The organism is Latilactobacillus sakei subsp. sakei DSM 20017 = JCM 1157, assembly GCF_002370355.1.
GTDB classification, from domain to species: Bacteria; Bacillota; Bacilli; order Lactobacillales; family Lactobacillaceae; genus Latilactobacillus; species Latilactobacillus sakei.
The window spans coordinates 833,459-860,333 of record NZ_AP017929.1 but is presented as its reverse complement, the minus strand read 5'-3'; the positions used below and the strand labels follow the sequence as shown (position 1 = coordinate 860,333).

Annotated in this window: 22 protein-coding genes, 1 rRNA gene and 1 riboswitch; of the genes, 3 read left to right on the top strand and 20 right to left on the bottom strand. The window is 41.5% G+C overall.

The features are described 5' to 3' along the window. Positions 1-18: 18 nt before the first annotated feature. The 13 genes from LEUCM_RS04280 to pth form a co-directional block, all read right to left on the bottom strand. Positions 19-1,592, bottom strand: a 16S ribosomal RNA gene (locus tag LEUCM_RS04280). A gap of 464 nt (positions 1,593-2,056) precedes the next feature. Continuing rightward, positions 2,057-3,547 (bottom strand): lysine--tRNA ligase, encoded by a 1,491-nt coding sequence (lysS, locus tag LEUCM_RS04275; protein WP_096695405.1) that lies wholly within the window; start codon positions 3,545-3,547, stop codon positions 2,057-2,059. 102 nt (positions 3,548-3,649) lie between these two features. Next, on the bottom strand, positions 3,650-4,636 hold the full coding sequence (dusB, locus tag LEUCM_RS04270) for a tRNA dihydrouridine synthase DusB (RefSeq protein WP_025015942.1): 987 nt from the start codon (positions 4,634-4,636) through the stop codon (positions 3,650-3,652). Positions 4,637-4,719: 83 nt separating this feature from the next. Continuing rightward, positions 4,720-5,598 (bottom strand): Hsp33 family molecular chaperone HslO, encoded by an 879-nt coding sequence (hslO, locus tag LEUCM_RS04265; protein ID WP_025015943.1) that lies wholly within the window; start codon positions 5,596-5,598, stop codon positions 4,720-4,722. 72 nt (positions 5,599-5,670) lie between these two features. Then, the gene (gene ftsH, locus LEUCM_RS04260; protein WP_016265610.1) at positions 5,671-7,767 is read right to left on the bottom strand and encodes an ATP-dependent zinc metalloprotease FtsH; all 2,097 of its coding nucleotides are present in this window, start codon (positions 7,765-7,767) and stop codon (positions 5,671-5,673) included. An 88-nt stretch (positions 7,768-7,855) separates the two neighbouring features. Then, positions 7,856-8,401, bottom strand: a complete 546-nt coding sequence (gene hpt, locus LEUCM_RS04255; RefSeq protein ID WP_025015944.1) for a hypoxanthine phosphoribosyltransferase — start codon at positions 8,399-8,401, stop codon at positions 7,856-7,858. Between the two features lie 39 nt (positions 8,402-8,440). Next, positions 8,441-9,820 carry a tRNA lysidine(34) synthetase TilS gene (gene tilS, locus LEUCM_RS04250; protein WP_025015945.1) on the bottom strand — a complete coding sequence of 460 codons (1,380 nt, stop codon included), beginning with the start codon at positions 9,818-9,820 and terminating at the stop codon, positions 8,441-8,443. Positions 9,821-9,903: 83 nt separating this feature from the next. Next, positions 9,904-10,347 carry a S1 domain-containing RNA-binding protein gene (locus LEUCM_RS04245; protein ID WP_011375293.1) on the bottom strand — a complete coding sequence of 148 codons (444 nt, stop codon included), beginning with the start codon at positions 10,345-10,347 and terminating at the stop codon, positions 9,904-9,906. A gap of 120 nt (positions 10,348-10,467) precedes the next feature. Further along, on the bottom strand, positions 10,468-10,866 hold the full coding sequence (locus tag LEUCM_RS04240; RefSeq protein ID WP_016265613.1) for an FtsB family cell division protein: 399 nt from the start codon (positions 10,864-10,866) through the stop codon (positions 10,468-10,470). A 145-nt stretch (positions 10,867-11,011) separates the two neighbouring features. Then, a complete protein-coding gene (locus tag LEUCM_RS04235; RefSeq protein ID WP_011375295.1) occupies positions 11,012-11,278 on the bottom strand; it encodes an RNA-binding S4 domain-containing protein in 267 nt (88 codons plus the stop codon). A 9-nt stretch (positions 11,279-11,287) separates the two neighbouring features. Further along, positions 11,288-12,871 (bottom strand): putative polysaccharide biosynthesis protein, encoded by a 1,584-nt coding sequence (locus tag LEUCM_RS04230; protein ID WP_025015946.1) that lies wholly within the window; start codon positions 12,869-12,871, stop codon positions 11,288-11,290. 36 nt (positions 12,872-12,907) lie between these two features. Then, on the bottom strand, positions 12,908-16,429 hold the full coding sequence (gene mfd, locus LEUCM_RS04225; RefSeq protein ID WP_025015947.1) for a transcription-repair coupling factor: 3,522 nt from the start codon (positions 16,427-16,429) through the stop codon (positions 12,908-12,910). 238 nt (positions 16,430-16,667) lie between these two features. Beyond that, the gene (gene pth, locus LEUCM_RS04220; protein WP_011375298.1) at positions 16,668-17,225 is read right to left on the bottom strand and encodes an aminoacyl-tRNA hydrolase; all 558 of its coding nucleotides are present in this window, start codon (positions 17,223-17,225) and stop codon (positions 16,668-16,670) included. A 230-nt stretch (positions 17,226-17,455) separates the two neighbouring features. On the opposite strand from pth, the gene LEUCM_RS04215 reads away from it, so the two are divergent. After that, entirely contained in the window at positions 17,456-18,433 is a 978-nt protein-coding gene (locus LEUCM_RS04215; protein WP_011375299.1) for an L-lactate dehydrogenase, read from the top strand. Between the two features lie 75 nt (positions 18,434-18,508). Here LEUCM_RS04215 and LEUCM_RS04210 read toward each other — a convergent pair whose 3' ends face one another. Then, positions 18,509-18,928 carry a MarR family transcriptional regulator gene (locus LEUCM_RS04210; protein ID WP_011375300.1) on the bottom strand — a complete coding sequence of 140 codons (420 nt, stop codon included), beginning with the start codon at positions 18,926-18,928 and terminating at the stop codon, positions 18,509-18,511. A gap of 660 nt (positions 18,929-19,588) precedes the next feature. Between LEUCM_RS04210 and LEUCM_RS04205 the strand changes: the two genes are divergently transcribed. Both LEUCM_RS04205 and cbpA read left to right on the top strand, forming a co-directional pair. Then, positions 19,589-20,968 (top strand): L,D-transpeptidase family protein, encoded by a 1,380-nt coding sequence (locus LEUCM_RS04205; RefSeq protein WP_016265616.1) that lies wholly within the window; start codon positions 19,589-19,591, stop codon positions 20,966-20,968. A 181-nt stretch (positions 20,969-21,149) separates the two neighbouring features. Continuing rightward, positions 21,150-21,830 (top strand): cyclic di-AMP binding protein CbpA, encoded by a 681-nt coding sequence (cbpA, locus tag LEUCM_RS04200; protein ID WP_025015949.1) that lies wholly within the window; start codon positions 21,150-21,152, stop codon positions 21,828-21,830. Positions 21,831-22,154: 324 nt separating this feature from the next. On the opposite strand, the gene LEUCM_RS04195 is transcribed toward cbpA, so the two are convergent. From LEUCM_RS04195 to cshA, 6 genes are all read right to left on the bottom strand, one after another. Then, positions 22,155-22,676: a QueT transporter family protein gene (locus LEUCM_RS04195; RefSeq protein ID WP_016265617.1), complete on the bottom strand. Its 522-nt coding sequence runs from the start codon at positions 22,674-22,676 to the stop codon at positions 22,155-22,157. Between the two features lie 6 nt (positions 22,677-22,682). Continuing rightward, positions 22,683-22,727, bottom strand: a riboswitch (PreQ1 riboswitch). A 95-nt stretch (positions 22,728-22,822) separates the two neighbouring features. Beyond that, positions 22,823-23,179 (bottom strand): type II toxin-antitoxin system PemK/MazF family toxin, encoded by a 357-nt coding sequence (locus LEUCM_RS04190; protein WP_371861459.1) that lies wholly within the window; start codon positions 23,177-23,179, stop codon positions 22,823-22,825. Positions 23,180-23,202: 23 nt separating this feature from the next. Further along, complete coding sequence (locus LEUCM_RS04185; RefSeq protein ID WP_016265619.1) at positions 23,203-23,469, bottom strand: hypothetical protein; 267 nt, start codon at positions 23,467-23,469, stop codon at positions 23,203-23,205. Between the two features lie 81 nt (positions 23,470-23,550). Then, positions 23,551-24,693 carry an alanine racemase gene (gene alr, locus LEUCM_RS04180; RefSeq protein ID WP_016265620.1) on the bottom strand — a complete coding sequence of 381 codons (1,143 nt, stop codon included), beginning with the start codon at positions 24,691-24,693 and terminating at the stop codon, positions 23,551-23,553. Positions 24,694-24,696: 3 nt separating this feature from the next. Next, positions 24,697-25,050: a holo-ACP synthase gene (gene acpS / locus LEUCM_RS04175; protein ID WP_011375307.1), complete on the bottom strand. Its 354-nt coding sequence runs from the start codon at positions 25,048-25,050 to the stop codon at positions 24,697-24,699. A 133-nt stretch (positions 25,051-25,183) separates the two neighbouring features. After that, positions 25,184-26,776, bottom strand: coding sequence for a degradosome RNA helicase CshA (gene cshA, locus LEUCM_RS04170; protein WP_011375308.1), 1,593 nt, complete (start codon positions 26,774-26,776; stop codon positions 25,184-25,186). Positions 26,777-26,875: the final 99 nt, after the last annotated feature.

The window sequence follows — 26,875 nt, the reverse complement described above, 5'->3', positions numbered from 1 at the left end:
TTCCGTATTATTCCTTAGAAAGGAGGTGATCCAGCCGCAGGTTCTCCTACGGCTACCTTGTTACGACTTCACCCTAATCATCTGTCCCACCTTAGACGGCTGGCTCCCCGAAGGGTTACCTCACCGGCTTTGGGTGTTACAAACTCTCATGGTGTGACGGGCGGTGTGTACAAGGCCCGGGAACGTATTCACCGCGGCATGCTGATCCGCGATTACTAGCGATTCCGGCTTCATGTAGGCGAGTTGCAGCCTACAATCCGAACTGAGAATGGTTTTAAGAGATTAGCTAAACCTCGCGGTCTCGCAACTCGTTGTACCATCCATTGTAGCACGTGTGTAGCCCAGGTCATAAGGGGCATGATGATTTGACGTCGTCCCCACCTTCCTCCGGTTTGTCACCGGCAGTCTCACTAGAGTGCCCAACTAAATGCTAGCAACTAGTAATAAGGGTTGCGCTCGTTGCGGGACTTAACCCAACATCTCACGACACGAGCTGACGACAACCATGCACCACCTGTCACTTTGTCCCCGAAGGGAAAGCTCTATCTCTAGAGTGGTCAAAGGATGTCAAGGCCTGGTAAGGTTCTTCGCGTTGCTTCGAATTAAACCACATGCTCCACCGCTTGTGCGGGCCCCCGTCAATTCCTTTGAGTTTCAACCTTGCGGTCGTACTCCCCAGGCGGAGTGCTTAATGCGTTAGCTGCGGCACTGAAGGGCGGAAACCCTCCAACACCTAGCACTCATCGTTTACGGCATGGACTACCAGGGTATCTAATCCTGTTTGCTACCCATGCTTTCGAGCCTCAGCGTCAGTTACAGACCAGACAGCCGCCTTCGCCACTGGTGTTCTTCCATATATCTACGCATTTCACCGCTACACATGGAGTTCCACTGTCCTCTTCTGCACTCAAGTTTCCCAGTTTCCGATGCACTTCTTCGGTTGAGCCGAAGGCTTTCACATCAGACTTAAGAAACCGCCTGCGCTCGCTTTACGCCCAATAAATCCGGACAACGCTTGCCACCTACGTATTACCGCGGCTGCTGGCACGTAGTTAGCCGTGGCTTTCTGGTTGGATACCGTCACTACCTGATCAGTTACTATCAGATACATTCTTCTCCAACAACAGAGTTTTACGATCCGAAAACCTTCTTCACTCACGCGGCGTTGCTCCATCAGACTTTCGTCCATTGTGGAAGATTCCCTACTGCTGCCTCCCGTAGGAGTCTGGGCCGTGTCTCAGTCCCAGTGTGGCCGATTACCCTCTCAGGTCGGCTATGCATCACGGTCTTGGTGAGCCTTTACCTCACCAACTAACTAATGCACCGCGGGTCCATCCTAAAGTGATAGCCGAAACCATCTTTCAACCCTACACCATGCGGTGTTAGGTTTTATGCGGTATTAGCATCTGTTTCCAAATGTTATCCCCCACTTTAGGGCAGGTTACCCACGTGTTACTCACCCGTCCGCCACTCACTCAAATGTTTATCAATCAGGAGCAAGCTCCTTCAATCTAAACGAGAGTGCGTTCGACTTGCATGTATTAGGCACGCCGCCAGCGTTCGTCCTGAGCCAGGATCAAACTCTCGATTAAAAGTTTGTAGCTCTTGTTTTGTTACTTAATTTATTTGCTAGCGAAATTGACTTCGCAAATATGTTGTGCCCCGAAGGGCGACCCTACACATTTGGTTTATCAAAACTTTGTTCAGTTTTCAAAGATCTACTGTGTTGAAACAGCTTAATTAATATACCATTTATAACAACTGATTGTCAAGAACTTTATTAATATTTTTTGAATAAATATTCAAAAGCAATTTTTAATGTTTCTCGTAATCGTTGTGGCTTTTATCTCGCTGACAACATAGACTACTATATCAGCTATCTAATCATTCGTCAACTTTATTTATTCATCTTTATTTCAGAACTTTCAACACCTAAATAATCCAATTTATCCGGTATTTTATGCAAAACATGAACAATTATCCAAAAGCAGTCTTTATATGGCGGTTATCCCGAAAATTGCACAAAAAAAACGCCTTTTCAGGCGTTTAAAAAATTTTAAATTTCTTCATTTTCTTGCTTATCTGGACGCATTGTTGGGAATAAGAGGACATCACGGATAGAAGCAGCGTCAGTTAACAACATAACAAGACGATCAATCCCGATACCAAGTCCACCTGTAGGCGGCATTCCGTATTCTAATGCTTCGACATAATCTTCGTCGATACCTTCAGCTTCATCATTACCATTTTCACGTTCCTTAGCTTGTGCTTCAAAACGTTCACGTTGATCGATTGGATCATTCAATTCAGTAAAGGCATTTGCATATTCGTTACCATGCATGAAGAGTTCCCAACGGTCTGTAAAACGATCGTCTTCGGCATTCTTCTTAGCCAATGGTGAAATTTCCACTGGATGGCCGTAAATGAATGTTGGTTGTACTAACGTATCTTCAACGAATTCTTCAAAGAAGGCGTTAATGATGTGACCCACTTGCCAGTATTCTTCATACTTAACGTGGTGTTGGTCTGCTAATTCACGAGCAGCTTCAACTGTCATTGGTTGCCAGAAATCGACACCCGTTTCAGCCTTAATAGCATCTACCATGTGAACACGGGCAAAATCACCATCTAAGTCAATTGCTTGACCTTGATATGAAATTTGACCAGTTCCCAAGACTTTGTGAGCTGCAAAACGGATGATACCTTCTGTTTCATCCATGACATCTTTGTAATCAAAGTATGCAGCGTATGTTTCTAACATCGTGAATTCAGGGTTATGTTTGGTATCAATCCCTTCATTCCGGAATACACGACCAATTTCATAGACACGTTCCATCCCACCAACGATTAGTCGCTTCAAATGCAATTCAAGCGCAATCCGTAAGTAGAGGTTAATGTCTAATGCATTGTGATGTGTAATAAATGGCCGTGCTGAGGCCCCACCAGCTTGACCATGCAAGACAGGTGTTTCAACTTCAGTAAAGTCATGTGTATCTAAATATTCACGAACGGCAGAAATAATCTTGCTCCGTTTTGTGAAACGATCCATACTTTCAGGATTAGCAATCAAATCTAAATAACGTTGACGATAAATTTGTTCGACATTCGTTAAACCGTGATACTTATCAGGTAATGGGCGTAATGCCTTTGACAAGAATGTTAGATGAGTTGCTTTAACCGTTAACTCACCCATATCAGTTTTCATGATTTGACCTGTAATACCTAAATGATCCCCTAAATCGGCTTTCTTGAAAATTTTGTAGTTATCTTCACCGACTTCGTCTTTACGAACATAAATTTGAATCTTACCTGAACGATCGCGGATATCGGCAAAACCAACTTTACCTTTACCCCGTTTAGACATCATTCGTCCTGCAATTGTTACTTCTTGGTTTTTAACATCCAAGTCGTCTTTTTCAATTGCTTCAAATTCTTCGTGTAGCGCTGCTGCTAAATGCGTCCGTTCAAAACGGCTCCCAAAAGGATCAATGCCTTCATCCTTTAAAAATTGCATTTTTTCGCGACGGACCTTAAGTTGGTCATTCATTTCTTTTTGATTATCTTTTTGTGCCAACTGACAATTCCTCCATTACTTTCAATTATCTACTCTTGTTGATTTTAACATGAAACTAGGCAATTAAGTATCCCCTTATGCCATTCTTGCTTCAGTTTCTTCAACAAAACGGTCTAAAATGTCGCCAACCGCTTGTTCTGTTTCAACTTCATTAACTGCAGCCTTCGTCTTAGCAGCGCGAGGAATCCCCTTGAGGTAGTAAGCAGCTTGTTGTCTAAATTCACGACAAGCAACGTTTTCGCCCTTTAGTTCTACTAAACGATGCAACTGGAGCTTAGCTGTTGCGATTTTTTCTCTTGGTGTTGGTTCTGCAATCAATTCACCGCTGCGCAAATAGGTTTCAACTTGACGTAAAATCCAAGGGTTCCCTAAAGCAGCGCGGCCAATCATGACGGCGTCAGCACCAACTTCATCCAACATGCGTTTGGCATCTTGTGGTGTGCGGACATCCCCGTTACCCATAAATGGAATCTTCAATTCAGCTTTGACCTGCTTCAAGATATCCCAGTCTGCTTTACCGGTATACATTTGTTTACGAGTCCGACCGTGCATGGCAAGTGCTGATGCGCCAGCGCGTTCTGCAGCAAGGGCGTTTTGAACAGCAAGGATGTGATCTTCATCCCAACCAGTCCGCATTTTAACCGTGACCGGTTTTTTAACAGCGTCCGTCACATATGAAACCATTTCGTAAACCTTGTTTGGATCTAATAACCAACGCGCACCAGCGTCTGTTTTTACGACTTTATTCACGGGACAGCCCATGTTGATGTCGATGATGTCAGCTTGTGTGTGTTGATCCACAAATTTAGCGGCTTCCACTAATGTATCTTTTGAGCCACCAAAAATTTGGATACTCACTGGATGTTCGTTTGGATCAACAAACATCATGCCCATTGTTTTTTGATTATTGTGCATAATCCCGCGGTCACTAATCATTTCACAGACGACTAAGCCTGCGCCAAATTCCTTTGCAGTCACTCGAAATGCTGCGTTTGTAATACCAGCCATTGGTGCGACGACTACTTGATTTGGAATCGTCACGTCTCCTATTTGCCATGTCATAATGCCAACCCATTCCCTTCGTGTCTTTCGACAATATCCAAGCTATCATAGCAAAAAATTATCTTTCAGGCAAAAATTCCGTCCTATTGTTCTGCTAAGATGGCTTTCAAATCCGCTTCACTAAATTGATATTGTTTGCCACAGAACCGACATGTTGCTTCGGCACCGTGATCTTCTTCAATTAATTGTTTTAAATCTTGAGGTGCAATTGAGCTGAGCGCTTTAGCAAACCGTTCCTTAGAACAATCACATTCGTATTTAACAGGTAATTCTTCCAAGGTCTTCATTGGTAATTCGCCAACAATTTCGGTGATGATTTCTTCTGGTGTCATCCCCTGTTGCAATAGTTCTGACACAAGTGGCATTTCTTGAAGACGCGCTTCTAGAATATCAATCAAGCGATCATCTGCTCCGGGTAAGATTTGAATCATAAAGCCACCGGCAACGCCGATTGTGCTGTCTTCGTTTACAAATACTGACACACCAACTGCTGATGGTGTTTGTTCTGATTTTGCTAAGTAGTACGTAAAGTCTTCACCTAATTCACCAGAAACCAATGGTACTTGCCCAGTAAAGGGTTCCTTAAGGCCAAGATCCTTAGTGACACTTAACGTCCCAGTTGTGCCGACACCGGCTTTAACATCAATCTTATTTTTCTCATTTGAGGGTAAGTTAACGTGTGGATTCGTGACGTAGCCCTTAACAGTCCCTTGTGCGTTACCGTCTACTACGATTTTTCCGACAGGACCATCACCTTCGACTTTAACAGTCATCTTAGTATCGCCTTTTAAACCAGCGGCACTTAATAGTAATGTCCCAACAATTGTCCGGCCAAAAGCGGCTGATGATGTGGGCCATGTATCGTGTTTTTCTTGTGCTTCTGTGACAACTTGTGTGGCGTTTACGGCATAGGCCCGTAATTGACCATCTTCTGATACTTGTTTGACTAAATAATCCTTCATTATGCTACCTCTTTTATTTATTGATACAAAAAGGTCGACCACTAATCGTGTCGACCTTTTCGTTATAACCGATTATGCATTATCGTTTGAGTCATCATTAGTTGGTTTTGAATCAGCAGTATCATCCGCAACTTCTGTTGTTTCTGAATCAGCTTGTTCAGCCTCTAATTCTGAGTCAGTTTTTTCAGCTTCTTTAGCTTCAAGTGCTTTTTTAGCTTCTTCAAAAGTAGCCGCTTTTTCACTTGGGAATTCTTCAGCATTCTTTTCAGGCATCTTACCATCATTGAATAAGCTTAAGATTTCTTTTTCGTTCAATGTTTCGTACTTCAATAACATTTCAGCAATCAACTTGTGTTGTTCACGATGTGCTTGAATAATTTCAGTTGCTTGTTGATGTGCTTCGTCGATTAAGCGACGAACTTCGCTATCAATTGCAGCAGCCGTTGCTTCAGAAAAGGCTGGGCCTTGACCGTAAGCAGCACCAACGAATGGTTGGCCTTCTTTTTCAAGCGCAACCGTTCCTAGTTTTTCAGTCATCCCGTAATGGGTAACCATGCCACGTGCAATATCTGTCGCTTGTTCGAAATCGTTTGAAGCACCGGTTGATTGAGAGTTGAAGATGATTTCTTCAGCTGTCCGACCACCCATTAAACCAGTCATTTGTTCCGTTAATTCTTTCTTACTCATCAAGAATTGATCCGTCTTAGGTAACATGATGGCATATCCGCCAGCACGACCACGAGGCACAATCGTGACCTTCCGAACGACACGTGAATCACTTAATACTAAGCCGATAATTGCATGACCAGCTTCGTGATAAGCCACTGTTTCACGTTCTTTAGGATTGATGACCCGATCCCGTTTAGCAGGACCGGCAATTACCCGATCTTCGGCTTCATCAACATCAGAAGCATCGATATCTTTCTTACTACGACGAGCTGCCACAAGGGCCGCTTCGTTTAATAAGTTTTCAAGATCAGCACCAACAAAACCTGGTGTTTGTTGGGCGATTTCTTTTAAATCGACGTCGTCTGCTAATGGTTTGTTCTTCGCATGGACTTTTAAGATGGCTTCACGACCCTTAACGTCTGGACGACCCACAAGGATCTTCCGGTCAAAACGACCTGGACGTAAGAGGGCTGGATCTAAGACATCTGAACGGTTAGTAGCAGCGATGACGATGACGCCTTCGTTACCTGAGAAACCATCCATTTCAACTAACATTTGGTTTAATGTTTGTTCACGTTCATCATGGCCGCCACCCATACCGGCACCACGTTGACGTCCAACAGCATCAATTTCATCAATAAAGATGATTGATGGCGCTGATTTCTTAGCTTGTTCGAATAAATCACGAACACGGCTAGCACCAACACCGACAAACATTTCAACGAAATCAGAACCGGAGATTGAGAAGAACGGTACGCCCGCTTCACCAGCAACTGCTTTCGCTAATAATGTTTTACCAGTACCTGGAGGTCCTTCGAGTAATACCCCGGCTGGAATCCGTGCGCCTAATGCCGCAAACTTACGAGGATCTTTCAAGAATTCGACAACTTCGACCAATTCTTGTTTTTCCTCTTCAGCGCCAGCAACGTCAGAGAAGCGTACTTTATTCGCACCCTTATCCGCTTTTTGCGCTTTGGACTTGCCAAAGTTCATCATTCGGCCACCTTGGCCACCGCCTTGACCTGCTTGACCCATCATCATGTAGAATAAACCGAACATAATAATTAGTGGCAAGATTAGGCTTAAGATGCTAACCCACCAACCAGATTGTGGTTCTTGCATTGTTTCAATCTTTGTTTTGTTTTGGTTAGCTAAATTCGTAATGGCACTAACTTGTGAATCACTTTGTAATAAAGTGGTTGTAAAGTGTGTCACTTTCTTATTTTTTGATTGTGAACCAAAAAATGTTGACTTAGGCTGTTCGTCTTTTTGTGCTTTACGATATTCCCCTGAAATTTTATAAATACCATTTGTCGGTTGGATTGAGAACGACTTAACTTTATCCGTCTTCAATTCACTTAAAAAAGTACTTGATTGAACTTCCTTAGACTCTGATCCGCTATTGCCATTCATGAAGAATGAAAATACACCGACTAAAGCCACTAGGATAATAATGTAAAACAGACTATTACTGAACAGTCTATTCTTCTTGTTGTTCATACGTGACCTCCTGAAGCTTCTCATCATTTGTGACACTGTGTCCTTTTGACACTGTTAAACTATAACATATCTGACTTTCATTGACCATTTATTTACCCGAATATATTTCCGGTTTCAAAACGCTAATTGTTCCCATATTACGGTAACGTTCGGCATAATCTAAACCGTATCCAACAACGAATTCATTTGGCACTTCCATGCCAACATAATCCGAATGAACTGGGACAACTCTACGACTTGGTTTGTCCATTAAAGTGCAAACTTTAATCGAATTAGCTTGGCGCGTCTTGAGGATTGACATCAAGTAATTCAACGTCCGACCAGTATCGACAATATCTTCAACGATAATAATATCGCGACCTTGTACGCTGGTATCAAGATCCTTGATGATTTTCACTTCGCCAGATGAAATCGTACCTTCACCGTAACTTGAAACGTCCATAAAATCGATTTCGACATGCAAATCAATTTCCCGAATTAAATCAGTCATGAAAACAATGGCACCTTTTAAAATCCCAATCATCAACGGATTTTTGCCTTCATAATCCGCCGTAATTTGCTTGCCCAATTTTTCATTGACGCGTTGTATGTCTTCTCTTGTGTATAAAATACGTTCGATATCTTGTTCTAACATTGAGCTAGCCTCCATTTTTTAGTAAAACCTGAATGTTCTTTATTCACTTATATAACACAGTACGTACCGTATTTTACCAGTTTGTTCGTGATTAAACAATGCTGAAATTCGAAATTCTGGGTGTCCAATCAGGGTCTCTTGTGACCAGATACCCCAGCTATTCTGCCGCTTTTCATGAGGTACCTTCAAATCGATAAAAAGACGTTTAAGTGTTTTATGGTGGGTTTTATCAATCATAATTGTATCAGTTAACTGGCATGGTTTGGCAACAATTGGCCATTGCTCATCTGCTAACCAAATTAATTGTTGACCCGATAGTTTACGGGGCAAATGATTAATCTCAAAAATACCAATTTGTTCGTTATTTGGCAAGACACACCACTTATTCAGCATTAGCGTTCGACTTTTTTCGTCTTTCACGGCTATCTCACCAATAGTCGTTTCACCAATTTGGAAGCGATCATAGATTTTGGTAAACAAAAGCCTCTGACCAAGGGCCAACTGACCTTGTGGTTTAACCGTTGATTGAATCAATTGCTTGAGTTGTTGCAGTTGGGTTTCCTTTAGCGGACTAATTTGGGGGAAATACTGTTTGATGATGAGTTGCCAGATGGCTGTTTGTTGCGCTGTAGGCAGTGTTTTAATCGCCTTGAGCTGTCCATTAATAACTTTGTCTGTAACCTTCAAATCTAGTAATGGTAATAATGTCGTCGTCAATTGCGCTTGTTGCCCCAATAAGGCTGTCAATTGCTGACTGAAGCGATTCGCATTTTGCAAGATTTGGCCATTTTCTTGTTTTAAAAAAGGGACCAAAGTATGGCGCACCCGATTCCGCAAGACAGTTGTCTCATAGTTTGTCTGATCTTCAAAAGACGTAATGTTATTGGCTAACGCAAAGTCGCGTAAATCCTGCTTAGCAAATGGCAATAAGGGTCTAATCAACGTGCCGTCAGCAAATGGCCGTTGACTTTGAATCCCACGCATTTCGTGCAATTCACCACTGCGAATAAACTTCATCATCAGTGTTTCCAACTGATCATCCCCATGGTGCGCCGTCACGAGATAATCAACCTTTTCAGCGGTCATTAAGTGTTCAAAAAATTGATATCTAAACTCTCGAGCTGCCGCCTCAATCCCCGTTTGCGGGTGTTGCTGTAGCGGCCAATGCGTCACTTGCAGTGATAAATCATTTTCAAGACAGAATTGTCGTAGGTACGCTTCTTCTGCTACACTTTCCGTCCGTAACTCATGGTTGACGTGGGCGACAATCAATTGAGGCTTAAGTGCTGTCGGTAGGCGTTGCAAAAGCGTCAATAGAACCATCGAGTCAACACCCGTTGATGTCGCAACAATCACTTTTGCGCCAGTTGGCCAAAACTGGTGGCGCCGTATTTCGTTTTGAAAAGCTTGTTCAAGCATCTTAACCCTCCTTCAAATGAATAGAGGTTGGGTCAAAAGTCTATTCACTAAACTTTCAACCCAACCTCTATCATGATTTTTGATTAACTACGACGACCGCCACGGCCCCCACGTTTACCTTCTGTATTGCGTTTAATAGTAGACAAACGATCTTCACTATCTTTTAAGAAGCCTGATAGTAAATCGTCAAAGCCTTCCTTCTTAGGCGCACTTGTATGTTCAGGTTTACGATACCCACCGCGATTGTTATTTGGACGACTAGATTGTGGCCGAGTATGCTCTTGCACCTTAGGTTGATCAACCGCTTTTCGAATTGATAATCCGATTTTTCCGTTTTGATCTGACATCACCTTCACAGTCACTTCGTCCCCAACTGTTAAGACATCGTGAATGTCCTTGATATAACTATCAGAAACTTCACTGATGTGGACTAATCCGGTCTTGCCTTCTCCTAAATCAACGAAAGCGCCAAAATTCGTAATACCTGTTACCTTACCAGGAACTTTTGAACCAACTTCAACTGCCATATAAAACTACGTCCTCCTAAATGGTCGTTTGAACTCGTCAAACTTTTAATCACAAACTTGTGATATTTAATAAAATAAGTATAGCACGCTTTACCCTTGAAACAAGGCTGTAAAACGAAATTATTTTTGTTGTTCGTTTAAATTTGGTGCCTTATCTTGAGGCAAACTATAGATTGTTTCGCCCTTCTTTGAATAATAATATTTGTAGCGAATATACTTGGCTAAGTAGTCATCATTATGTAACTGAGAGACCTGCACTTTTAAATCCGCTTCTTTGGCTTTGGCCTTTTTTAAGGATTGTTTTTTAACAACTGTTTGCTTCTCAATTAATGCCAGAGAATGGTGGGTTTGCAGGATTTGAACACCACAGACACTAAAAAGAATTAACGCGATGACACCCAACGCTAATAAGCGACGCTTATGAACCGTCCGTGTCCGTTTCGATTTTTGTTCAACCTTTTGTTTAGCTGCCTGCTGTTTCGTATAGGCATTTTCAATTTGCGTTATCTTACGACTCACGTTAGCCCCTCCAATCACTGATTGTAATCCCTTTATTATAGCAAGTTAATAAAAACAACGTCAACCAATATCACGAAAATAGGCGATATTAGTGATTATCCTTAACAAATTGGACTAAACCACTAATATCGCCTATTAAAAGACCTTATTCAAAATTTTCTGCAACCTTAGTTTCAAGGATTTCATACATTTCTGCCGCATCGCTCTTCTTGGTTGTTTCGATAATTTGCGTAATCTTGACAATCATGGTTTTGTTACCAAACCCAATTTCCAATTTATCGCCAACAACGACGTTACTTGAAGACTTTGCTTGACGATCATTAATTAAAATCCGACCTTTATCTGCAATTTCTTTTGCAACTGAACGTCTTTTAATAATCCGTGATACTTTTAAAAACTTATCTAATCTCATTAGTGTCGCCTACCTTTTTAATTTTTGTGCTAGTTTCAGCAACTGTTTACCACCCGGAATCGTTAACCATTCTCGAATTGAAAATAATTGCCATGCTAAAGCAAGGCTGATAAAGACGGGTACCCCGACTGCAATCCCAACGCCAGCACCTAAAACGGCTTGGCCCCTTGAGACCAAACTAGGTTGAATGACAGTTACCACAAAGCGGACCGCTACAGCCATGATGCCACAGATCAAAACCAATTTACCTGTAAAATGCTGGCCGTCCAAGGCATCTCGCACCAATTCTGGTGATTGCCGTAAGATTAAGGCTAACACAACCCCTAAACTAATAACAGTCCCAACACTCGCGCCCACAATTTGGAAGTGTTGTACCAACCATTGATTAATGACCACTTTGACCAAAAGGCCGATTAATAGCGCAATCGTCGTCTTATGGAACTGATCCAAACTCTGTAAAACACTATTGCAGGCATTGATTAGCGCAATAATGACAATACTTAGCATGTACCACACTAAGGCTTTATTCCCATCTGCATCCCCAAACAACAAGTAGTTCACTTGTGGCATGAGAATCATCAAACCAGTCGTTGCCGCCGCCGAGAGGCCTAAACTGATATGAATCAATGATTCAGCGACTTGTTGGAATTGATGATCTTGCTGTTGTTGTCGTGCCCGCGAAAGGCTTGGAATCAATGTCGATGAAAAAGCCATTGAGATAACTAAGCCTAATTGCACGAGCGGTTGGCCCCGGTCAAATATCCCTTTAAGGTTTTTAGCAAAATCCTCGGTTAAGCCACTGGCCACTAAGCCTTTTTTAACCGTGAATGAATCAACCAACTGTAATAACACTATTAATGAAGCAAACAGACAAATTGAGCCCCCTTCTATTAATAAGCGTTTAGCCAATGAACGGTACGCACCTAGGTTAATGCCCTTCGGTTTTGTCCCTCTGAGCACGAAGGCCTTTTCCGCCGGTTTCAATAAGGCAACTGTTGCTACCAAGCCTCCGAAAAAGGCACCGGACATCGCCCAGGTTCCCATTTCATAAACGGACCAGTGTAGCTTCAGCGACAACCAGGCCGCTAGGATAATGACAACCACCCGGACAAGTTGTTCGGCCACTTGCGACGTAGCCGTTGGAATCATATTGAAGATCCCTTGGAAATACCCCCGCGTAACCGCCAAAAACGGCATCAATAAGAACATGTATGACACCATTCTGATTAACGGTGCTAATTCAGCATCCGCCATTGCCACCGCAATTGCCGGTGCTTGATATTGCAGATAGAAAAAGATCAGTGCGCCGAATAACCCTAATAGCGCAAAAGATCGCCGTAAAATCTGTGTTTGTTCAGCCGGGGCCGTTTCCTCAGCCACAATTTTAGAGATATAAACTGGGAAACCACTTAACGCAAACGTCATCCCAATCCCATAGATAGGGTAAACTTGCTGATAAACGTAAAACCCGGTGTTGCCAACCATATTTTGAAATGGGATCCGATAGACCGCACTCAATATTTTGGCAACAAAGGAGGCAATTGATAAGACAACTGCGCCCTTCATTAAATGTTGCATCTGTTTATTTTGCATCGAATCCCTCCGATAATCGCTACCAGTAACTAGCGGTTATTTTGCCAACTGCTTCTTTTCGATTTCAACAAGTGTTTCCACAAAAATCGCCAACTCACGTAACCAATCGCCAGTCTTCATCTTAGGTTGGATAATTAACGTCACACTTAATTTTTCTTGTTCAAAACCGACCGTTGCCTTCAAGCGAGTTGCTGACAAGGCTTCAAAAATCTGTTCACCAGAAACTAAGCGACTCCCTTTTGGTGATAAGACGACTTGAATCTTGTCTTTGACTTGTTTAATCGTTTCGATTAACGCATCATCGGCATTCATTTTTAATTGGCCAATCGTTAAGAGATGCGCGACTTGAACGGGATAATCCCCGAAGCGATCGATTAAATCGCTCTGAATTTCCGTAAAGGCCGCTTCCGTATCCATTTGGCGAATCCGTTTGTAAATTTCAATTTTTTGCCGTTGATCATTAATATAATCATCCGGCAAGTAAGCTTCGAGCTTCAAATCAATCTCAGCGTTAGTCTTAGCCGCCACTTTCTTACCTTGTTTCTTGGCGACTGCTTCGCTGAGCATTTGTGAGTATAAATCAAAACCGACTGAATCGATAAAGCCGTGTTGTTGTTTACCTAATAAGTTACCAGCGCCTCGAATCGATAGATCACGCATCGCAATTTTGAAGCCGGAACCTAATTCAGTAAAGTCTTTAATAGCCTGCAGACGCTTCTCGCTGACCTCGGTCAACACCTTATCCGGTTTATACATAAAGTACCCGTAAGCGACCCGACTACTCCGGCCAATCCGCCCCCGTAATTGATACAGTTGGGACAAGCCGTAGTGATCAGCATCTTCGACAATCATCGTATTCACATTGGGCATATCAACCCCGGTTTCAATAATCGTGGTTGTGACCAACACATCATACTTACCTTGAACAAAGTCGTAAATGACCCCTTCTAGTTGGGCCTCCGTCATTTGCCCATGTGCATAGCCGACGGTTGCCTCTGGCACAAGCGCTTGAATCTCATCGACGGTTTGTTCAATATCACTGACCCGATTGTGCAGGTAAAAGACTTGGCCATTGCGTTCCAATTCCCGTTCAATCGCTTCTCGCATCGCACCAGCATTTTGTTCCATCACATAGGTTTGGATGGGGTACCGGTTAGTTGGTGGGGTTTCAATAACAGAAAGATCCCGCACACCCAACATCGACATGTGTAACGTCCGTGGAATTGGCGTTGCCGTTAAGGTTAACACATCGACTTGCGCTTTTAATTGTTTAAGTCGTTCCTTATGTTTAACACCAAACCGTTGTTCTTCATCGACAATTAATAAGCCAAGGTCCTTGAAGACGACATCTTTTGATAATAGACGATGCGTTCCAATGACGATATCCACTTGCCCTTTTTCCAAGCCTTTAAGCGTAGCCGTCACTTCTTTACGCGTTTTAAATCGTGATAATAGTCCGAGTTCAACTGGAAAATCCGCAAATCGCGCTAGCATGTTTTCATAATGTTGTTGCGCCAAAATCGTGGTGGGCACCAAGAAAGCGACCTGCTTCCCGGCTGCGACTGCTTTAAACGCAGCGCGCAAGGCAACTTCGGTTTTCCCAAAACCAACATCCCCGACCAACAAACGGTCCATTGGGCGTACTTTTTCCATATCATGCTTAATCTCGGCCGTACTCCGTAATTGATCATCCGTTTCTGGATACGCAAACTGATTTTCGAAGTCAGCTTGTAGTTGATCATCTTCAGGAAAGGCATAGCCCTTTTCAGCTTCCCGTTGCGCGTACAATTCGATTAAATCATCCGCAATATCTTCAATCTTAGCGGAAACTTTACTCTTAGTCTTTTGCCATTCCGCCCCACCTAGTTTATTAATCTTAGGTGTTTTGGATTCAGCCGAGACGTATTTTTGAACCATGTCCAACTGTGTCACTGGAATAAACAGCTTCCCATTATCCCGGTACAAGATGGTGATGTAATCCTGATGGACACCGTCGACTTCTAAGGTCTCCATCCCGACGTATTCACCAATCCCGTGGTTGACGTGAACGACGTAATCGCCTGGCTTTAATTCGCTGTAACTCTTTAAGCGTTCCGCATTAGCTAACGTTTGCCGGCGCACCTTCTTTTTCGGTGCGGTATTAAATAATTCTTTTTCAGTCAGAACGACTAATTTTAAATCTGGTAGTTCAAAGCCATTTTGCAATGAGCCTTGGACAATTTGAATCTGCCCAGCCACCAACTTAGTTTTAGTCGTGACCGTCGCTTCAATCTCAAAATCGTGGAAGGTTTGGTCAATTTTCTTCACTCGTTTGGCATCTGATACTAAGACGACCACTGTTTGTTGTTGCTTTTGCCACCGGCTCATTTCCGTTTTTAACAATGGCATTTGGCTAAAGAACTGTTGTACATTGCGGGTTGGCATATTGCCGAGCGTATCTAGTTTTAGCTTACCCATCCCTTTTTGGAATAAGGATAAGTATAAATGCGGATGTTGGTCTTGCTTCATTAAATGATGAACATCGACTAACAGTTTTTGTGCCGGTAGTAAGCGGCGATTGCCCAACATATCGGTCTGCCAATTAGCGGCTTCTTCCGCTAGGACGCGTTGTGTTTCTTGAATGCGAGGATAATCATCAAAAACAACTAACCCGCTGTTTTTAAAGTAATCAATTAGACTCGTATGATCGGGGTAAAGATAATCGACGAAGAGTGCTAAGTTTTCCAAGCGCTCGCCTGCCAATAATCGACTAATCGGCGTTTCGAAGTTCACGGCTAACGCCTTTTGATCATCTTTTGCCGTTATCTTGGCTGCTGTTTGTTGATAATCGGCTTGCAATGCTTCTCCGGCCATTTCGAGTTGTGCCGCATTGGCTAATAGATCAGTCGCCGGCATGATAGCGACACTCTCGAGGTTTTCAATACTTCGTTGGGTATCCGCCTCAAACGAACGAATCGCATCGACTTCGGTATCAAACAGTTCAATCCGAACTGGATTTTCCGTATCAAGGGGGAAAATATCAATGATATCGCCCCGCATTGCAAACTCACCAGGTTTACCGACTAATTTATCGCGATGATAGCCCATTTCGGCTAACTGTGCGCCTAAAATTTTCGGATCGACTTCGCCGCCCATTTCAATCTGGGTCTGACTATCGCGCCATTGACGGGCTGTTGGCAATAACCGTCGCATTCCTGCAACTGACGTCACGACAATCCCTTTTTTACCCGTCGCCAAAAAGCTCAACGTTCGTACACGTTCAGCTCTTGATTCCGGTGAACTAACTGCAATTTCGGCCGCCATCACTTCTTCAACAGGAAAGGTATAAATCTGGTCCCCATTTAACTGATTGGCTAAATCTTCAGCAACCTGATTGGCTTGAAACATATTACTTTCAATGATTAATAACGGCTGACGCTGTTGTTTATAAATCGTTGCCAAAAAAAGCGTCTTGGCTGAGCCCGAAAGGCCCGTAAGCAGTTGTCTGACGCCTGGCTTTTGATTTTCTAATACGGATTGCACTTGCTGGGTGTTACCCAACATTGAAATTAAATCCATTCAAAAGGTCCCTTACTTTCTTGAATTTTGTGACTGGTAGAAATGGGCGATACGGCCTTTAAACGTGCTATTAGTGCTAGTGCTCAAAATCTAAACAAGCACTAAAAGCACTCTAATTTTTAAACGTGCCATTAGTGCTAGATTTCTGCGCCTAGCTACGCATCGTAAACAATCGGTTGCACCGATTATTCACGATACTAGGCTAGTGCTCAAAATCTAAACAAGCACTAAAAGCACTCTAATTAAATTTATTCATTGTCTTCATAAAATCATCGTTTTGACACCAATCGTCGATTGCTTCGCAGGCTTGATCAATCGCTTGATTAATCACTGGTGCGCCATCTTTATCAAATGGTGTTAGAACCCAATTGACCACCGTACTTTTTTGAGGATGTTGAATCCCAATTTTAAGCCGCTTGAAGGTTTGGCTCTTCGTGTGCGCAATAATACTTTTAATCCCGTTATGGCCACCTGCTGAACCCTTTTGGCGGAGGCGTAATTTGCCCATCGTTAAATCCATATCATCTTGGATGACTAATAATTCATCAATCCCAACTTGGTAGTAACTCATCAATGGGCCAACTGAGCGACCAGAGTCATTCATGAATGTCAGTGGTTTAACTAATAAGACTGTTTCACCTTCGTATTTGAAGCTGCCATATTCTGCTTCAAAATCATGTTTATTGAGTGTTACGTTGTATTTTTCACATAATTGGTCAATCACCATAAAGCCAATATTGTGTTTTGTTTTTGCATATTTACTCCCAGGATTCCCCAAACCAACAATCATCTTCATTTGTCTTACCTCTTCTTCAAAATCGCCGTTATAACGCAAAAATACTGAGAAGTTGCTCTCCCCAGTCGACGTTTGTTATTGCTGTTTATTATACCATACCCGTTTTTCTTTCTATATTAGGAAATAAATAGTTTTCTGAAAATTTAAACAAAATTAGCGAACTTTCATGCAAATTATGCTATACTGGTTTTCGAAATGAAGAATTGTTTTACAGAAAGGACGTCATTATATTGGCAAACATTGAAAAAGATCACCAAAAAGTTATCCTCGTCGGCGACGGCGCTGTTGGTTCTAGCTACGCTTATGCTTTAACATTACAAGGTATTGCACAAGAAGTTGGTATCGTAGATATCTTTAAAGAAAAAACACAAGGTGATGCAATCGATTTATCTGATGCATTAGCTTTCACTTCTCCTAAGAAAATCTATGCTGCTGAATACTCAGATGCAAAAGATGCTGACGTTGTTGTTATCACTGCTGGTGCACCACAAAAACCAGGTGAAACACGTTTAGACTTAGTAAGCAAAAACCTTAAAATCTTGAAGACAATCGTTGATCCTATTGTTGAATCAGGCTTTAACGGTATCTTCTTAGTTGCTGCTAACCCAGTTGATATCTTAACTTACGCTACATGGAAATTATCAGGTTTCCCTAAGGAACGCGTTATCGGTTCAGGTACATCACTTGACTCAGCTCGTTTCCGTAAAGATATCGCTGAAATGGTTAACGTTGACGCACGTTCGGTCCATGCTTATATCATGGGTGAACATGGTGATACAGAATTCCCTGTATGGTCACATGCTAACATCGGTGGCATCAAGATTTCTGAATGGGTTAAAGCTCATCCAGAAGTTAAAGAAGAAGAACTTGTTAAGATTTTCGAAAGTGTTCGCGACGCTGCTTACACAATCATTAACTTAAAAGGTGCTACATTCTACGGTATCGGTACTGCATTAGCTCGTATTACTAAGGCTATCTTAGATGACGAAAATGCTGTCTTACCATTATCAGTATTCATGGATGGCCAATACGGCTTGAACGATATCTTTATCGGTTCACCTGCTGTTATCAACCGTTCAGGTATTACTAACATCCTTGAAATTCCATTGACAGACCACGAAATGGAAAGCATGCACAAATCTGCAAAACAATTAAAAGATATCGTTACAAAAGCTTTTGAAGAATTAGATATCGAAACTCGCCAATAATCTCGATTATTGCTGATTAAAAAGGGATCAGGACAAATTAATTTTTGTCCTGACCCCTTTTTTTAATGTCTCTTTTTAATTAGCGTGTTCCAACGTATGATTGACCATCGCCATCAAATTAATATCATGATCCTTAAGCTGTGCGTCCCAAGTGAGTAATTCCGCCTTAATTGATTCATAGGTTTCAATGCCCTCGGGAGTCGCATTAACGCGCATTAATCGTTGGTCATCTTGTTCGCCACGAATCTTATAAACCAATCGCTTAGACTGCAAGAGATTTAATTTTCTAGAAACTGCTGGTAAGGATGTTTTAAAGAAAACAGCGAGTTCACTTGGTGATTTTCTTTCTTCTTCAATAATTTGTTCAATCACCAAAAATTGTTCAAAACTAACATCATATTTGCGACTAATTGCATTTAACTTTGTTGCGATTTGTTGTAGCTTTGAGTACCATTCTCCTAATAATTGCATTCTTGTATCTGCTTTACCGACCATTATCTTACCTCCTACGTAAAATAGCTGTTTTAATATGTTTGATATACGTATACGGCATATACCATTATAATTTTAATTGTTTGGTCAACCCTGATAATTAGTTACCGAAATACCTATGTATAAAATATAAATTATGATTAAAACACTTGAAATTTATTTCTATATTTCATTCACAGCTACTTCCATTCAAAAATCCTTAAATATTAAACCTATCAAAATCATCAAACTACTTATCTAGAGCCCTTCTAATATTGTTAACATCACTTATCATATCGCAATCCCATATCGTTGACAATAGTTAATTGTTAAAATATTAACACAAAATATTAATACTATTAATATCTTTATTTAGTTTTTATCTTACCATTCGAAATTTCTTCACAAACTTTGTCGGCGCTTATCAAGTCATTAGTTTCATCTGAAATAACGACCAATACCATTTTTTCTTGTAACAACCATTCATTTGATTTTAATAATTGCGCCTGCCAACATTAGATTGTTAAGCCCTTTATTTGTTGTTCCTTAAAGTTATCTAATAATCAAGCTTTCGCATTTCTTTTTAGCTCACTTTCTAGTATGCTTAACTATTAGTTAACGTCCTTTGTAATTAAAAACTATTTAGGGTATGATTAATCTATCAGAAAGATTGGAGTTGATGTTGTGAAGGTTTCAAAGAAAGCTTATACCGCTTTGGGCGTCGCAGCCGTTATTTTAATCGGCGGTTATTCTGCCATGAGTCTCCACTACAACAAAGTATTTTTACCGAATACAGTTGTTGCCGGCACTAACATTAGTGGTAAATCGCCTGCCGAAGCTAATGAAGCATTACTCAAGCAAGTTAACCACCAGAAATTCACGTTAAAAGAAGATCAAACGACCCGCTTATCGTTTACAGCAAAGGATGCTGGTTTTAGCCATAATTTCCAACCGCTTTTGAAGAAGATTCAGTCTTCTCAAAACGGCTGGTCTTGGCTTGGTCATCAATTAAGCAATCCTAAAAAATTGCAGTCTGAAAATGCCCTTATTTTAAACCAACAAACTTTTAAACAATTCGCAAATCAGACAGTTACTAAATTAAATACTGGTCGAACAGCTTCTAAGAATGCAACGATTAAGTTAGTTAATGAAAACTTTGAAATCGTTAAAGAAGTCAATGGTAATCAAATCGACCAAGCACAATTTGAAAAAACAATTAACAAAGCAATCAATCAAGGTAAAACCTCCATTGATTTAAAACAAGACTATACCGTTCCAACTATTAAATCGACCGATTCAGCGCTTCAAAAAACGGCTAAGAAAATGACGACCATCAGTGATGAAAAAATTCATTATTCCGTTAATGGTAATGAATTCACAGTCCCTAAGGCCACCATTCAAGGTTGGTTAGTTAATAACAACGGTGCGGTGTCACTTGATAAAACTGCCGTTTCTAATTACGTTTATCAACTCAAGACAAAATACGATACTTATGATAAACCATTAACCTTTAAATCAACGAAACAAGGAACAGTTACTGTGCCTGCCGGTATTTACGGTTGGAGCATCTCACCTGCAGATGAAATTAGCGCCCTCATGAAAGAAGTCCCTGAAGGTAAAGACTTCTCTAGAACTGCTGTTATTCGTGGTTCTGGGATGGCGCAAAAAGATCGCAGCGTTGGTTCAACTTATATCGAAATCGATAAAAAGGCCCAACATATGTGGCTCTACCAAAATGGCAAGGTAACAATCCAAACAGACGTCGTCACAGCACGACCACCTCAAACAACCCCGAGTGGTGTTTGGAGTATTTGGAAGAAAGAACGAAACGCCACGCTCAAAGGCACTAACTTTGACGGCGTCAGTGAGTATGCAAGTCCTGTTAATTATTGGATGCCAATTGATGAAACAGGTGTCGGTATCCATGATTCGCCATGGCAACCTAAATATGGTGGCACTTGGTATAAAGAACATGGCTCACATGGCTGTATCAATACCCCACCAACAATTATGGCCCAACTTTACAATACCGTTAGTGAAGGTATTCCAGTGGTCGTCATCTAAAACAACTTAAAAAAGGTCCTAAAAAGCAATTCATGCGATTGTCTTTTTAGGGCCTTTTTAAATCTCATTAATATTTAATTGTTTTTTCGCCAAGTCGAAAAACTAGTTATTTTAATTACGTCAATGGTATGCTATGATTACATCAGTATATGAGAGAATTTTAATCTAAGGAGAAATGCTTATGTTAATCAAATCCCTAGTGTTACCCAAAGAACGTCTGACCACGATTGAAGAATCTGTGACACCTGAAGAAGCCCTAACGATTTTGGAAGATTCCGGTTACCGTTGTGTGCCTGTTTTAGATGCCAGCGGTAAAATTTTCCGTGGTAATATTTATAAAATGCACATCTACCGACATAAATCTCAAGGGGGCGACATGCAATTGCCCGTCACAAGCCTCTTGAAGAATATGACGAAATACATTCCAGTTGATGCGCCATTTTTCAAGGTCTTCTTCAATATCAAAGATTTACCTTACATCGCCGTATTAGATGAAGACAGTAACTTCTTTGGTATTTTAACGCATAGCACTCTACTTAATATGCTTTCAGAAGCTTGGAACTTAGAACTTAGTAGTTATGTGCTCACGGTCCTTTCTGCCGGTGAACAAGGGGATTTAGTTGCCATGTCGAAGATTATCGCCAAATACACGTCGATTGCCAGCTGCATGACCTTAGATGCCAAACAAGACGAATTCGTTCGACGCACACTCTTCACACTTCCTAGTGGCTTAGACATCGAAATTCTCAAGAAGATCACTAACAAACTTGAGAAAAAAGGCTTTAAAGTGCCCGAAATTGATGACTTACAATCTGGTAAAGTTCTCCGTAATGATTCTGACGAAATTGAAAATGTTATTTAAACTAAAAAAAGTGCGTTGTCAGTGGTTAGCTTTTGAGCATTTGCAGAACTTATCGAATTGGTGATAAAATCACCGGTTTGATAAGTTTAGCAAAGCACAGAAAGCTACTGACAAAAGCACGTTTAAGAAAAAAAGTGCGTTTGAAACGCTTTGACTTTGAGCATTAGCACAGCTCGGTGAATAACCGCTGCAAGCAGTTGTTTGACGAGTGACGCTAAGCGCAGAAGTCAGTTTCAAAAAGCACGTTTACACCATCAATATTTGGATAGCAAAAACGGCGCTAAAGACAAAATTACTTTTGTCCTAGCGCCGCTTTTTTTGCTATTAAATTTGTCGTTCAAAATGTAAGACTTGATCGACCGCGTACATAATTGGTGCGGTAATCGTCATGATAACAGCTTCAGAAATCGCCAATGTGGCATACGTTGGCCAGAATGGGATTTGCGTTTTAGCCGTTGAGCCAGTTAAAACAATCATCCAAGCAATCATGAACATCGATACCGTGAATAAGATGATATTGACTAGCATTTTTTGCCATGTTTTCTTCAAATGAGGTATCACAAGCGTTAAAACAAGTAACGCTAACAGAGTTTGGCCGCCGCCAAATAACGTATCCAAAATCTTATTTTCAGAGCTAAAAAAGAAATTGAAGACGAGCACGCCGCCAAAAACGCCCCATAAATATTTTTTGTTGAAGACAACCAGATGGTTTAAGCCTTCTGATACCCGGAACTGAATGGGGCTAGAAGCAAGGCCCAGTACCCCTGGAAATAGTGATAATACCACGTATAGCGCAGCAACTAAGCCATTTAAGATCACACTACGCAAGTGATTTTGATTAGTCATTTAATAATCCTCCTAGTTTTTTAGCGTGGGATGGTTACGAACCACGATTTTTCAATGCGATTACTATCATAGCACATCTGAACACTCGATATCAAAAAGAAAAAGCCTCAGACACCTTGTCTGAGACTCTCGCACTAACTTATGTATTAAGGATTCAAAACAGGTTGGAGCCCAACGCTAATTGTTAACGCGCGATCAACTTGACGCATCTTCTCAGCAACTAAATGCGTGACCTTGTCTTTGAGACGTTGTTTATCAATCGTCCGGACTTGTTCCAACAAGATAACAGAATCACGCTCAACACCATTGGCCTTAGCTGTGATACCAACATGTGTTGGCAACTTAGGCTTTTGAATCTTCACCGTAATAGCCGCCACGATTACCGTTGGACTATGATGATTGCCCACGTCATTTTGAATAATTAACACGGGACGCATGCCACCCTGTTCTGATCCTACTACTGGTGATAAGTCTGCATAATAAATATCACCGCGTTGTATCAATTCTCCCACTTCTATCCCTCCAATTAGGATAAATCAACTGTGCGAATGCGGGCATAAGCCTCACTTTCACAAGCGTTGAATTCAGCGGCGATTTGACTATTAAGATTGGCCATTTCGACATAGCCGTTAATGACGTTATCAACCTTCGCTTGTCGGGTTGCCATAAATTCATGGATGGCATCTTGAATCAAATCATTCTCATCAAGGCCGTAAACCTCGCAATAGGTTTTAATCTCTTGTACTAATTTAACGTCTAAGTTAACGGATAATCGTTCGTGGTTAGCTTCCATCTTCATCAGCCTCCGAAATCAACACTTTTTAACCTGCATTTATCCTAACACAGAAATGAAGATAAGCAAAATTGTTAATCGTTAGTGTTCATTTAATCCGGTATACACACGGGGAATTCGATCTGATAAATCACAGATAATTTCATAGTGAATTGTATCAGCATAATCGGCCACTTCTTGTAGTGTGATTTCATCGTCGCCACTCTTACCAACAAAGACCACTTTCGTCCCTACTGGATAACGTTTGGGCAAGCGAATCATCATTTGATCCATACAAATGCGGCCTACAATTTCACAACGTTGCCCATCTACCAAGACTGTTGAACCTTGCATTCTTCTCAACCAGCCATCAGCATAGCCCATTGGAATCGTACCAATCCATTCACCTTCGGATGCTTCATAAGTCGCACCATAGCCAATTTTGGTGCCAGCTGCAACTTGTTTGACAAAGACCAATTCTGATTCAATCCCGAGTGCTGGTTTAAGCGGATAAGGTAAATCAGGAATCGCATTACCAGAAGGATTAAGACCATATAAACTAATGCCCATTCGAATAATATTACCATTACATGCCGCATGCCATAAACTCGTTGCTGAGTTAGAAACATGAACAAATCTAGGCCGTTCCGGTAAAGCCGTCATTAGCTGATTAAACCGTGCGCTTTGTTCCTTGAAATAAGTATCATCCGGATCATCGGCTGTTGCAAAATGCGTGAATACCCCTTCGAAATCGAAATAATCAGAATGTGCTTTGATAAAGGTATAAGCCGCTAAGAGCTCAGCTTCATCGCGCATGCCAATTCGACCCATACCACTGTCTATACTCAAATGGATGGGCACTGGATGGAGATAAGGTACCTGTTGGGCAATTGCAGCCGCTTCTTGTAACCATTCGAGTGAACCAACTGTCAATGAAATTTGATTAGCAGCAGCTAATTCAATTTCACTAGGTTGTGTAATCCCAAGAACCAAGATTGGTTCTGTGAAATTAGCCCGACGTAACGCTAAAGCCTCGTCTAATAACGCCACACAAAAACCGGCGGCACCAGCGGCTTGAGCGGCCTCCGCGACTGGTATGAGGCCATGACCGTAAGCATTGGCTTTCAATACCGGAAAGATCACGGTATCTGTACCTTCAAGGTGTTTTAATTCGTTTTGAATATTCTCATAAATTGCATTTTGATCAACTAAAATGCGTGTTGGTCGTAAGTAACCGACTGTCATGTCTTAACCTCTTTCCAAAATAACTTCTGCGATCACGAGTGTTGCTGTATGTGAAAGCGAGACGTGAACCACACCATCAAATAAATCTTGTTTGATGTACGGTTTGCCCTGGGGATCATTCAGCGTTTCCACTGCTTGCAGTTTTACCTGGCCAATCCCTGTCCCATAAGCTTTACTAAAGGCTTCCTTAACTGCAAAACGGCCAGCTAAAAATTCTAGTGCCCGACGACCAGTATAATGACTAAAAAGTTCAAATTCAGTTGCCGTTAATACTTTTTCAGCAAAACGACTATTTTTCTCTTGTGCTTTTTCAAATCGGTCGATTTCAGCCAAATCAATTCCTAATCCAACTATCACAGTATTCGCCCCTAGTAGCCTATTTTCTATTAAGTTTACCACAAAGCCGATGCGGAAAAAACTTACAGCTCTGTCACATCATAATATGAAAATAGCGCCCCACCAAAATTGGTAGGACGCTATTAAACGTTAATTATTTATCGTTTGTCCGAATTGTGAAGTTCCGTTTTGAACGGCCATCAGTCTTCTTACGGCTGTCGCCGCGATTGTCGTTACTACGACGTTTGCTGCTATCACCGTTACTGCTGCTACGACGGCCATCTTTGCTGCTGTCGTTGCCACGACGTTTGCCATCGCCACTACTACGACGGTTACCACCACGATAACCACCGCCGTTACCGCCACGACGATTGCCGCTATTACCACCACGACTGCCGCCGCGGTTTCCGCCACGATTGCCACCCTTTTTACGTGAAGGCAATGGACGTTCTGGTGTGATCTTAACTGGAACGGCTTCTTTACTGATTGTCTTCAAAAGAACTGAAGCTAATTCAACGTCTGAGAATTGTTTTAATAATTCTTCAGCTTCTTCGTTGTATTTAGCTAATTGGCCTTTTTCAATCATTGAGTTGATATCAGCAACAGCTGCTGCTAATTGACCCTTGAAGGCTTCTTTTTCTGAAGGTGGTTGTAAAGGTAACATCCGTTTCTTCGTTAATTCTTCAATAATCCGTAAGTATTCCATTTCGTTTGGTGTCACGAAAGTAACTGAAACACCTGATTTACCGGCACGGCCAGTACGGCCAATACGATGAACATAACTGTCTGGATCTTGAGGAATATCGTAGTTATAAACATGCGTTACACCAGAGATATCAAGTCCACGAGCAGCAACGTCTGTTGCAACTAAGACATCCAAACGGCCAGCCTTAAATGATTTCAAGACGCTCATCCGTTTTTGTTGTGATAAATCACCATGAATACCTTCAGCATTGTAGCCACGAGCCTTCAAACCACGTGTTAATTCATCAACACGACGTTTTGTACGGCCGAAAATCAATGTTAATTCTGGTGATTGAACATCGAATAAACGGGTCATAATGTCGAATTTTTCAAAGTCTTTAGCACGAACATAATATTGATCGATTAAGTCAGCAGTTAATTCTTTTGACTTCACTTTGATCATTTCTGGATTTGTCATGAAGCTCTTACCGATTTTCATGATTGGTGCAGGTAATGTTGCTGAGAATAATAATGTTTGACGTTTTTCAGGTACTTGTTTGATGATACTTTCGATATCATCCACAAAACCCATGTCTAACATTTCATCAGCTTCATCTAAAACTAATGTTTTAACGTGATCTAATTTAACAGTCCGACGATTGATATGATCCAATAGACGACCTGGTGTCCCAACAAGAATTTGTGGGTGATCTTTTAATGAACGAATTTGACGGCGAATATCAGCACCACCATAAACAACTTGAACCTTAGCTTTACGGTCGCGACCTAAACGGTAAAGTTCTTCTTGTGTTTGGATGGCCAATTCACGTGTTGGTGAAATGATTAATGCTTGGATATCCGGGTTATCTAAATCTAAGTTTTGTAAGATTGGTAAACCGAAAGCAGCTGTTTTACCAGTCCCTGTTTGAGCTTGGCCGATAACGTCCTTGCCAGCTAATGCCAAAGGAATTGTTTCCCCTTGGATTGGTGTTGCTTCTTCAAAGCCTGCGCGGCTAATTGCTTTCATGATTGGTTCTGATAGACCTAATTCTGAGAATTTCAAATAGTGTTCCTCCTTGTTTTGTAAAAAACATGCCATTACAAAACAGGTCCACTTCATCAGTTACACCATTTTCAAAAATCTGTCTTGTAATATAATTGT

Coding starts and splice junctions, on each gene's coding strand:
- alr (WP_016265620.1), bottom strand. CDS start 24,693: ATGACAGTCGGTTACTTACGACCAACACGCATTTTAGTTGATCAAAAT.
- LEUCM_RS04195 (WP_016265617.1), bottom strand. CDS start 22,676: ATGACTAATCAAAATCACTTGCGTAGTGTGATCTTAAATGGCTTAGTT.
- LEUCM_RS04245 (WP_011375293.1), bottom strand. CDS start 10,347: ATGGCAGTTGAAGTTGGTTCAAAAGTTCCTGGTAAGGTAACAGGTATT.
- lysS (WP_096695405.1), bottom strand. CDS start 3,547: ATGAATGACCAACTTAAGGTCCGTCGCGAAAAAATGCAATTTTTAAAG.
- LEUCM_RS04230 (WP_025015946.1), bottom strand. CDS start 12,871: ATGCAAAATAAACAGATGCAACATTTAATGAAGGGCGCAGTTGTCTTA.
- hslO (WP_025015943.1), bottom strand. CDS start 5,598: ATGAAGGATTATTTAGTCAAACAAGTATCAGAAGATGGTCAATTACGG.
- dusB (WP_025015942.1), bottom strand. CDS start 4,636: ATGACATGGCAAATAGGAGACGTGACGATTCCAAATCAAGTAGTCGTC.
- LEUCM_RS04235 (WP_011375295.1), bottom strand. CDS start 11,278: ATGAGATTAGATAAGTTTTTAAAAGTATCACGGATTATTAAAAGACGT.
- pth (WP_011375298.1), bottom strand. CDS start 17,225: ATGAAGATGATTGTTGGTTTGGGGAATCCTGGGAGTAAATATGCAAAA.
- ftsH (WP_016265610.1), bottom strand. CDS start 7,767: ATGAACAACAAGAAGAATAGACTGTTCAGTAATAGTCTGTTTTACATT.
- mfd (WP_025015947.1), bottom strand. CDS start 16,429: ATGGATTTAATTTCAATGTTGGGTAACACCCAGCAAGTGCAATCCGTA.
- tilS (WP_025015945.1), bottom strand. CDS start 9,820: ATGCTTGAACAAGCTTTTCAAAACGAAATACGGCGCCACCAGTTTTGG.
- LEUCM_RS04185 (WP_016265619.1), bottom strand. CDS start 23,469: ATGGAAGCTAACCACGAACGATTATCCGTTAACTTAGACGTTAAATTA.
- hpt (WP_025015944.1), bottom strand. CDS start 8,401: ATGTTAGAACAAGATATCGAACGTATTTTATACACAAGAGAAGACATA.
- cbpA (WP_025015949.1), top strand. CDS start 21,150: ATGTTAATCAAATCCCTAGTGTTACCCAAAGAACGTCTGACCACGATT.
- LEUCM_RS04210 (WP_011375300.1), bottom strand. CDS start 18,928: ATGGTCGGTAAAGCAGATACAAGAATGCAATTATTAGGAGAATGGTAC.